Consider the following 8,984-nt stretch of genomic DNA (forward strand, 5'->3'; position numbering starts at 1 on the left):
ATTTTATAAGCTTTCAAAAAAATTTTTCTGGAATAAAAGAGCATAGATTTCTCTATGCTCTAACTAACTGATTTTCCATAAACTCGTTGCATGGCGGGCTTTGTAATAAGCCAAGTAGCCCCAGACTGCCTATATTCGTCCTCTCTGAAACGCCCTTGTCTAATAGCATTCCTAAGGACAGAGCCATCTGACAAGCCCCATTTTTGAGCCGCCTCGGCTAATGTGTATACATCATCCAGCAGACCACCTAGGATTTTGTCCGGGTCTTTCCGCTTATAAACACTCATGCTAGATGATTCCCAACTTCCAGTTCTATATTTATCATACATGATGCTCCCATATTCATCGTCATTATCAATTATCTGGAGGGCTACATTGTCCCCCAGAGTAATTGTAGAACCATCTTCTAGTTTAACCATATTTCTTCCTGTATATTTTCCCGTTAGCCCTGTAATTTCTTTTGCCTTTTCTTCAAAATCCTGTGGTAACATTTTATTTTCTCCTTCTGGCAGTTTTCTGGATAACTGCCAACCAAAATTTTTTCTAAAAATTTATCCTTTTACCAAATCATCATATTGCCTTTTTAGCCTCTTTATTTCATGAAGATATTCCTCCTTCGAGAGGTTCTCTTCTGGCCTATCATCCCATTCCTCTTCTCCTTTGCTTTGTAGCAGATATTGTATATTATCACCGCCATGTATGGCTAGACAACCACCGCGGTTCTCCCTATATACTTTATACCCGCGGCCATGAACAAATATATGATCATGGTCAATCCACTCCGCATCTAGAAATATTCTTTTTCCATTTTCTCGTCCTAAAACTCCAGTTAACATTTTACATATCCTCCTTTGGCAGTTTTCTGGATAACTGCCAACCAAAATTTTTCTAACGCCTGTATTCGTCTAAACTTAGAACCGTATCCATACTTTCGCCTTTCCATATTCTTCTAATCATATTATAAAAGCCACCTTTAAACGGGATATTGCCAGTACGATAATCAATAAACCATACTGCGTTGTCTATTTTTTCTATCTCGTCCATTAAGACTTTACCTTTTTGTTCTAAGCCCTTAACTCCAGCAAGTCTAGTCTCTGGGAATTTTTTATATTCACCCAAGAAGTCTTTCTCATAAATCTTTTTTGCCCATGCAACTTGTTTTTCTGAACCTTTCAACTCAACCATTGTATTTTCTACCCCCTTAATTTCAGAAAGGAGATAACTCATCTCTAACCCAAACTGGAATTTATAAGTAACTATTGGAAATTCCTTTTTCATATTTCTTGTTTCTTCGTGCGCCTTCCTTATTAACTCACCTGTAAATTTCATTTTTCATTATCCCCTTTCGTATCTTATAATTCTATTATAACACTAATTCGTGTTATGTCAACACTATTTTAAAAGTTTTTTAAGGGGATCTTTATAAAACACTGGTTTCTTTAGTTTCATATCTACATCCTGCCTATTTTTAAATTCTACAAAATAAGATTATATTCCTTTAAAGAAAAAGAGCATAGAAATTAATCTATACTCTACTAACCATTATCCAATCTTCCCAATTTAATATATTTCTTAGTAATTTATTCTTTCTCTCTGTAGCTGCTGGTTGACTTATCCCATATTTAAATCCCATCTGCCAGTCTGTTTTCCCATATCCTGAAAACTTTTCTTTTAGAAATTCCTTATCTCCATCTCTCAAATCTTTTATATTATCCTCTATAATAGTATTATCCTCCTGTATCTGCATAATTCTATCTTCTATATCTGCAATCTGCTGTTGCTTATAAGCCTTATTCTTTATTAGCTTGTCTGTTATGCTATACAAAGTTTTCTCTGCAAAACTATAGCCTGTAGGGCTTGTTTGTACCCTTTCTTCATATCCAATTTGTATAGATTCTTCTGGCAACTTGTAATCTATATGTTCCAACTTGTAATCTATCTGTGAAATCTGGCTTTTTAGTAAATCCAGTCTTTTATTCAATGCCCTAAGCCTCTTATCTTTGTTGAAATAATTATATAGTTTTTGTTCCATTTCTTTTAATCTAGCATCCATAACAATTCCTCCCTATAGAGATTCATTCTTTCCACTTTACAGCTAGAATAATACATAATATTGCTAATATTCCAACTACTATATATTTTATCATACTAAACCCTTCTTCAATCATTAAACATATTTATTTGTCCTTTTAGTATTTCTTGTTTATGTTGTATCTTCTCTTTATGCCGTTTCTTCTGCTCTCTCTTGACCTTATTTATCCGGGACAGGCATACAGGACCTATACCTATTTCTTTACTCTCTTTAGACTTTAACTTTCTGCCACATACTAAGCATCTATCAATTTCTACTCACCTACTTCCAATTCTTAATTGCTATCTTTATAGGGAAATCTTCTCTGCTATTAAGTTCTTCTATTAGTTTAGACGTAGATATCTGAGATAAATTAATATCTGCATTTGTATCATTATTTTCACTCAAAATTTTTATTATAGGTATAGACAATATACTACATATTCTATCTAATGCTATAAATGAAGGCTGCTTATCTCCACGTTCAATTTGATATAAATATGAAATGCTAAGTTCTGCATAATCTGATAGCTCTTCTATGCTTATTTTTCTTTTTTTTCTGAATTTCTTAATTTTTTTCCCAATATCCATAGCAAATCCTGTTTTTCCGATATTAGACTTCTGATTCGTAATTAATAAATCCACTTCAATATCTAATGCTTTGGCTATTTCTTTAAGTGTTTCAATATCTATTTTTTTTCTACCGTTTTCAATTTTACTTATTGCTGATTGACTTATTTTAAAACCATTTTTATTTATTATATCAGCTAATTCATAAGTAGATTTATTTTGTTGAGTTCTTATTTTTTTAATTTTTTCCCCAATATTCATATATTTCACCTACTTCTCAATTCTTTCTTGCACCCTCAATATACTTTGTAAGGCACTAACCTCAGTTTCTAAAGCTCTTAACATTGAATGGCTTGCTTTTAAAACTTCCTGTGATAAATCTCTGTTGAATTTTAAATCAGCTACATTTTCATTACCTCTTGCTAAATTATTTATAAGTGTAGTAGGAACACCTTCTGTCCTTAACTTTGTAATTTCCTTTGCCAATGCTATTCTATATATCTTCTCAGATTGTGCAAAATCCTTAGCTTTAGAAGTTATTATGTCAGCACCTTTATCTAATCTTTTAGATGTATTATATAATGCATCTGTTACTTCTATAGGCTCTACAGACATATTCCTTTACCTCCCATATCCATATTTACATTTTCTTCTTTCCCCTGTCGGGTACGGGATATCGTACTTTTTTAGTATCCCGAATACTTCACAACCCTTACTATGCTTATTACAGTTTCTGCAACTTCTATCAATTAAAATTTCTATAATACTCCTAAAATCTTCATCTGCCATAACTTTATATTTAGATTTTATATCCTCTCCTATAAGCAATTTGTTTTCATATTTATTAGCTAGTTCTAGTACCCTAGCATCTATATCTTTTATCCTTTTCTCACTTATTTTATGTTCTCTCATTGCCATATGGAGCCATGTTTCAATCCTGTGCCATGTATCATCATTTAGCTTTTTCAGTACATCTTCCCTTTCTGTAGCTGCCTTTTCTAGTTCGCCTTGCATCTGTAATGCTTTCTTCTCTACTTGCTTACCTATATAGGCTCTTAACTCCATTTGTTCACCTATATTTAACTTAGATAAGATATTAGATATCATTTAATCACCCACCTTAACAGCTCATATCTTCTCCGTGTACTTCATCTAACCTCACATAAACATAAGGATCTTTACTATAGTATTTTGTTATAAACATACTTATTATTTGTTTATCATCATCATAGGCTATTTTATTCAGCGCATCACAGATACATTTTAACACATTGTCCACATCTGGTTTTTTATCTGGCAACAATATACCTTTCAGCATCTTTTCCTTCTTAACTTTACTCGTTCTTTTTGGTATAGGGTAGTATGCCGATACCGACATACTTAAATACCCTTCTAACTTTGGGAATCTATTTATCTTATAAATATCCCTTATTAGCCTCTCATAATTTGCTGTTTTCTCTGGAGTATAGGTGCCGTGCCTTGTTACCCGTGGGCGCTGTTTTCCAACTGGGGGACCAGGGATTTTAAATTGTATCATCTATTCTTCATCCTCCCAATATCGAGTTAATATTGCTCTTGCTATCTCTAACCCTTGTATTTTGCCTTGTTTCGTTAAGCCTGTAACATCAAAATTATCCTTTTTATTTTGCTGGTTCTCTATTTCTTTTGTAATTAAATCTATACATTCAGATATCTCATCTTCCACCTATTCTTCATCCTCCTACCCGTTAATTACTACATCATTCCAGTTTGCTTTATGCCATTCTTCATACTCTCCATATGTGGAAAAATATTTTGTATGCCTTTCATTATCTCTTAAGTCCTTATAATTTATTTCTATAAATTTTGTTTTGTCCGTACATGTAGTTTCTTCTTCATCCTCCTTTATATACCATTTACCTTCTAAAATAATATCTGCAAGTATGTTATCTATATGGTTCGTACTTAATTCATGCATTAATTCACCTAACCAATAATATTTAGGTGTTTTACATAAACGCGGATGTTCTACTCTAATTTTCTTCTTACTTTTTACAGCCTCCATGAAGCTTACTGGCTGTTGTGCTAAAGTCCACATATCATTAAAATTTATACCGCATTTATCTTGACCGTAGCAACCCTTACAATCTATCACTATTTCTCTAAATTCATTTGTTGAAATTGTTTGAGTACATGGATCTTTTTTTGGAATTATCTCAAACTTTAATTTTTTATCTTTGTCAAGCATACTCAAAGCTTTTAACGTACTATATTTCTTCATTTAAATCTCCTCCTTTATATACCATTTACCATCTCTTGTTACTTTTTTTATCTGATATGGTGTTAATATACGTCCCATCTTCATTAGCAAATGGTCAGTATCCTGATAGTTACCGTGCATACAAAAATATTCATGCTCTACTCTTATAGGTTTGCAACTTTCTATAGCTTCAATAAAACTTACCGGTTGCTGTACTTCCTTCCATTCTTCTTTAAGAAATTTTTCAAATTGTAGAGGAGTATACGTATCTTTGGGTATCATAAAGTTTCTTCCACTCCCCACAATAAAAAAGTGCTTGGTTTGATCAGAACTATATATATCATTCTTTTCTATATTGCTCCGTACTTTTTTGGTATGATTCCTGCCTTGCTTAATTACTTCTCCAGTTTCAATATTTTTAAAATTATTTTCAAATATCTTTCCGTTATATACTGCATTAAGTAAATCTATAGTTCTATATGTTTTCATTTAAATCTCCTCCTTATTTACCCCATAATTCATCTAACCAATCTAAATATTCTTGTAATTTTTTATCTTCAAATTCATCTATAGGTTCAGGTGCCATTCCAAATTCTTTTTCACTCTTTCTTATAAATTCTCTATAAGTGCCTGTATTTTTTGTTCCTGGTTCTACATCACATATTCTTTTATCTAAATCATTTTTAGTCATTTCAATACTCCTCCCCACGGATCCTCATATTCCACATCTTTCAATTCTTCTTGTGTATATATCCTATCTCCCATAAGCCTTTTAACAAGTTCTTTATTTCTATATCCGCCCTTATATAATCTAAGCCTTTTACATATCTTTCTTGCTGTACTAGATGTAGTATTTAATAACTCTTGTATCTCTTTCTCCGTGTAAAAATCTTTGCTAAATAGTTCAATTAATTTATCCTGCAGTTCTAATTTGTAGGTAAGGTCAACATATCTGTTCTTATGTGGACCATTCTTGCCTTGGTGATGTTCATTGCACAGGTACTTGAAATTTAAGCTTATATTTTTTAATAAAGGGGCTTGGCTCCTAAATGCAACATGGTGTAACTGTACTTTATAACATGTTCCACATACAGAACAATGATGTATTTCTCTTATACTCATTTAACCATTCCTTTGTATGTAGTACAGCTTTTATACTGTACTACTATATTATTTTACTAATACACTTAATTTATATCCGTTACCAGCTTTTAACTTATTTCTTCAATATTTTCATTACATATTTACTAAAATACTTTCTATCCTTTCATCCGCCTCTTTCATTGCTGTTTTAAGTGGGTGGATATAAGTCGATTGAGTTGTTATAGTATTTGCGTGTCCCAACCTTTTGGCAACTGCCTGAATACTCACTTTCTTAGCTATAAGCAGGCTTGCATGTGTATGCCTTAATCCATGTACCGTTATTCTCCCAACCCCGGCATTAGCACAGTGTCGGGCTATTATGTCATTAATGGTTGAGTTGTAAATAACTACATGCCCACCACCATACCAATACGGAAATATTGGCTCTGTTGGTTCAAGTTTTTCTATTATTGGTCTTAATGTCCATGCTGTTTTTAAGTCCAATGATATTACACGATTAGACGATGGATTTTTTGTAGGCTGGAATCTATTAGCCTTGATTTTAGTTTTGTAGTCATATGATTTATTCACATCAATTTTTCTATCGTCAAAATTAAAATCATTTGGCGTCAATGCCAGCCCCTCTGAATAACGTAATCCAGTATTGATTAGTAATAGTAAAAAGTAGTCCCAATTCAATTCTTTTGTATTAACATTTAAATCAGCTATGAACTTTTTGGCTTCATCTTCCTCTAGAAACTTCTTTATCTTTTTAGCCTTTGGTTTACCCCCAACCTGTACACGCCTAGTGAAATCTCTTTTGATAATTCCTTCATCTAGGGCATCAAGCACACTGGCTCTAATCTGCCTGTGGAAGTCCATAACCGTCAAATGTTCGTGTGTCTCGGCATATTTATTTATAAGTTTCTGGTATGTCCCTCTGTCAAAATCTGTTATTTCGCATGCAGGTTCCAGTTTCTTTAATGATTCACCTGTCATTACATACTTTTTATAGGTTACAGGTCTTACATTGTTCTTTTTATATGTTACAATCCATTTATCATAATACTCAGATAGCTTCACTTTCTAAACTCACCTCTAGCAATCTTTAAAGCGCATTTCCAATATCCCTTAAAAATATCTTCATCTGATTTAAAACGCATTCTGAAAATAATCTCTCTTAAATCACTTAATTCTAAATACTTAGCTTTATTTATAGTTTTGTAATATTTATCTTCCATATGTGTGTAATACAAATCAATGGTTCCGCCTGTTTTGTCCTCTATAAACTTTCTAAGCTGTCCTTCTGTTAGTAATGGAATTGTATCATCTATAAAATCTTTTACAGCATTCAAGTGTTCTCTACCTTCTATGTGTGAAATTATTGAACGTTTCCCAGTCGTCTCATATAGGTCACATATCTGCATATTTTCTTTCCACCAATCTCTAAATACCTTTCGTACTTCCGATGGCTGTTTTAAAAATTCTTCTGCACTTATATACTGCATGTTCTATCCCTCCTTTATTGGCGGATATCTAAAATCATTAAACTTGACGTTGAAATAATCTTCAACTTGCTTGCTGTATGGCATTAAGTTTAAATTTGAAAAGCTTAGAAGATCGTCTTTCTTATTGTCTATAAAGAAAATTCCTTTGCATTTCCTTGATAAAGTATTACAATGGGCAACAGCAGCATTCATACCTCTTATCATCAAGTTAAATAATAGAAACGGTATGGCACGGTCGCTTAGTTCTTCACACATATAGAAGTGTTCACTGGGGATATATCTAAATGGTGTTTCTTGCAAGCACTCACTCCACCATTTACGTATGGTCATTCCCCCGGTTCCTGCCGCAACTTCATATACCATTCCTTTTTTACCTCCCGTGAGCCTTGCTATAACATTTGAAACTGAATCCGGTGTAAAATCCTGTTTCTTCTTTTTTCTGTCAGCATGTTCATCTTCAAAATATTCATGGAACCAGTCATAAGAAACATCATGCTTGTATAGCTTCAAAAATTCTGAGAATACTTTTTCTCTTCTCTCACGGTCATATAAGATTTTTAAAATAGTTTCTGGGGCTTTATAGCTCTCCGTTATACCCAAGATTTTATTTATATCCGTACCATATCATCCTTTCTATATCAAGAATCTAAGTATTGCCAATAATCCTACAGCAGCACCCAATACTTCTCCCCACCATACATCTTTTCTTTCTTGCTTAGATAGTATATATATTTTCTTCACTTCTCTTTTTCTCCTTTATTCTTGCTATTTAAATCCATTTCTAACTGTTCTCCCTTCATAATTTTTCTATCCCATATACTTATTTGCTTACCAAACTTTATTTTCTTTGCATCTTTTATAACCATTGTTTTATACCTTTAATGCTTTTCTATTACACTAATACACTATAGTTTTAACTATTCCGTATCTAGTGTATTAGTGCCTTAAATTATTTCTATTCTTTATTCTTTATAATCTCATTACAGCAATCTATATGTGCAACATCTAATTTACCATTTATTCTAATCATATGTGCATCTAATGGATGTAACTTTTCATGGCATAAAGCACATATCATATATTTAACTTTTGGATTATTCATATCTGTTTCACGCATTTTTTCACCTTCTTTTTAAAGGACAAATTAAAGTTTTAATAATAATTCTTTTTTATCCATTGCCTAAATGTGTCTATTTCACAAGTCCTCGGAAGTCCTGTGCCATCTTCATACGTCACCTTAACCCCGGTCGAACTTTCTGTAACTGCCAATACTGTTCTCCAATTGTCCGCAAAATTCTTATATGTCTTGCCAATGACAATTTTTATTGGAATTTTTTTCTTCATAAATATTTTTCCCTACCTACTTTTCTACACTAACAATGTCTTTCTTCTGGCAATACAATATTTCTTTACCACTCTTTATCATGTATTCTCCGCCCTCTAGCTGCCCTATTATCTTACCTTTTATTCCATCCCACAACTTTACTGTAGACCCTATCTTAATATCCAAGGC

General features: G+C 32.6%; 21 protein-coding genes. All 21 read right to left on the reverse strand.

Features of this window, described 5'->3' with window-relative positions:
* Positions 1–59: 59 nt before the first annotated feature.
* Complete coding sequence (locus AB8S09_RS06900) at positions 60–491, reverse strand: helix-turn-helix domain-containing protein (RefSeq protein ID WP_369868777.1); 432 nt, start codon at positions 489–491, stop codon at positions 60–62.
* Between the two features lie 60 nt (positions 492–551).
* Positions 552–836, reverse strand: coding sequence for a hypothetical protein (locus tag AB8S09_RS06905; RefSeq protein ID WP_369868778.1), 285 nt, complete (start codon positions 834–836; stop codon positions 552–554).
* Between the two features lie 52 nt (positions 837–888).
* Positions 889–1,329, reverse strand: a complete 441-nt coding sequence (locus AB8S09_RS06910) for a hypothetical protein (RefSeq protein WP_369868779.1) — start codon at positions 1,327–1,329, stop codon at positions 889–891.
* Positions 1,330–1,525: 196 nt separating this feature from the next.
* On the reverse strand, positions 1,526–2,053 hold the full coding sequence (locus AB8S09_RS06915; protein ID WP_369868780.1) for a hypothetical protein: 528 nt from the start codon (positions 2,051–2,053) through the stop codon (positions 1,526–1,528).
* 107 nt (positions 2,054–2,160) lie between these two features.
* Positions 2,161–2,343 carry a DUF6011 domain-containing protein gene (locus AB8S09_RS06920; protein WP_369868831.1) on the reverse strand — a complete coding sequence of 61 codons (183 nt, stop codon included), beginning with the start codon at positions 2,341–2,343 and terminating at the stop codon, positions 2,161–2,163.
* A 10-nt stretch (positions 2,344–2,353) separates the two neighbouring features.
* Positions 2,354–2,902, reverse strand: a complete 549-nt coding sequence (locus tag AB8S09_RS06925; RefSeq protein WP_369868781.1) for a helix-turn-helix domain-containing protein — start codon at positions 2,900–2,902, stop codon at positions 2,354–2,356.
* A 9-nt stretch (positions 2,903–2,911) separates the two neighbouring features.
* Positions 2,912–3,256, reverse strand: a complete 345-nt coding sequence (locus AB8S09_RS06930; RefSeq protein ID WP_106009035.1) for a hypothetical protein — start codon at positions 3,254–3,256, stop codon at positions 2,912–2,914.
* Positions 3,257–3,262: 6 nt separating this feature from the next.
* Complete coding sequence (locus AB8S09_RS06935) at positions 3,263–3,748, reverse strand: DUF5651 domain-containing protein (RefSeq protein WP_369868782.1); 486 nt, start codon at positions 3,746–3,748, stop codon at positions 3,263–3,265.
* 13 nt (positions 3,749–3,761) lie between these two features.
* On the reverse strand, positions 3,762–4,178 hold the full coding sequence (locus AB8S09_RS06940; RefSeq protein WP_369868783.1) for a RusA family crossover junction endodeoxyribonuclease: 417 nt from the start codon (positions 4,176–4,178) through the stop codon (positions 3,762–3,764).
* Positions 4,179–4,346 (reverse strand): hypothetical protein, encoded by a 168-nt coding sequence (locus AB8S09_RS06945; protein ID WP_369868784.1) that lies wholly within the window; start codon positions 4,344–4,346, stop codon positions 4,179–4,181. It lies immediately after the preceding gene.
* Between the two features lie 15 nt (positions 4,347–4,361).
* Positions 4,362–4,901 (reverse strand): hypothetical protein, encoded by a 540-nt coding sequence (locus AB8S09_RS06950; RefSeq protein ID WP_369868785.1) that lies wholly within the window; start codon positions 4,899–4,901, stop codon positions 4,362–4,364.
* The gene (locus AB8S09_RS06955; RefSeq protein WP_369868786.1) at positions 4,902–5,369 is read right to left on the reverse strand and encodes a hypothetical protein; all 468 of its coding nucleotides are present in this window, start codon (positions 5,367–5,369) and stop codon (positions 4,902–4,904) included. It abuts the gene before it with no gap.
* A gap of 13 nt (positions 5,370–5,382) precedes the next feature.
* Positions 5,383–5,571, reverse strand: coding sequence for a hypothetical protein (locus AB8S09_RS06960; RefSeq protein WP_369868787.1), 189 nt, complete (start codon positions 5,569–5,571; stop codon positions 5,383–5,385).
* On the reverse strand, positions 5,568–6,002 hold the full coding sequence (locus AB8S09_RS06965; protein ID WP_369868788.1) for a hypothetical protein: 435 nt from the start codon (positions 6,000–6,002) through the stop codon (positions 5,568–5,570). Before AB8S09_RS06965 ends, AB8S09_RS06960 begins: the two co-directional genes overlap by 4 nt.
* Positions 6,003–6,116: 114 nt before the next feature.
* Positions 6,117–7,046 (reverse strand): site-specific integrase, encoded by a 930-nt coding sequence (locus tag AB8S09_RS06970; RefSeq protein ID WP_369868789.1) that lies wholly within the window; start codon positions 7,044–7,046, stop codon positions 6,117–6,119.
* Positions 7,043–7,471 carry a hypothetical protein gene (locus AB8S09_RS06975; protein ID WP_369868790.1) on the reverse strand — a complete coding sequence of 143 codons (429 nt, stop codon included), beginning with the start codon at positions 7,469–7,471 and terminating at the stop codon, positions 7,043–7,045. The genes AB8S09_RS06970 and AB8S09_RS06975 overlap by 4 nt, the downstream gene beginning before the upstream one ends.
* A 3-nt stretch (positions 7,472–7,474) precedes the next feature.
* Positions 7,475–8,071 (reverse strand): N-6 DNA methylase, encoded by a 597-nt coding sequence (locus AB8S09_RS06980; RefSeq protein WP_369868791.1) that lies wholly within the window; start codon positions 8,069–8,071, stop codon positions 7,475–7,477.
* A gap of 137 nt (positions 8,072–8,208) precedes the next feature.
* Entirely contained in the window at positions 8,209–8,337 is a 129-nt protein-coding gene (locus AB8S09_RS06985; protein WP_369868792.1) for a hypothetical protein, read from the reverse strand.
* Positions 8,338–8,426: 89 nt separating this feature from the next.
* Positions 8,427–8,588, reverse strand: coding sequence for a hypothetical protein (locus tag AB8S09_RS06990; RefSeq protein ID WP_369868793.1), 162 nt, complete (start codon positions 8,586–8,588; stop codon positions 8,427–8,429).
* Between the two features lie 35 nt (positions 8,589–8,623).
* Entirely contained in the window at positions 8,624–8,815 is a 192-nt protein-coding gene (locus AB8S09_RS06995; protein ID WP_106009049.1) for a hypothetical protein, read from the reverse strand.
* A gap of 16 nt (positions 8,816–8,831) precedes the next feature.
* On the reverse strand, positions 8,832–8,981 hold the full coding sequence (locus AB8S09_RS07000; RefSeq protein ID WP_369868794.1) for a hypothetical protein: 150 nt from the start codon (positions 8,979–8,981) through the stop codon (positions 8,832–8,834).
* Positions 8,982–8,984: the final 3 nt, after the last annotated feature.

Origin of the sequence: Clostridium lapidicellarium (assembly GCF_041224415.1) — a bacterium.
GTDB lineage: Bacteria > Bacillota > Clostridia > Clostridiales > Clostridiaceae > Clostridium_B > Clostridium_B lapidicellarium.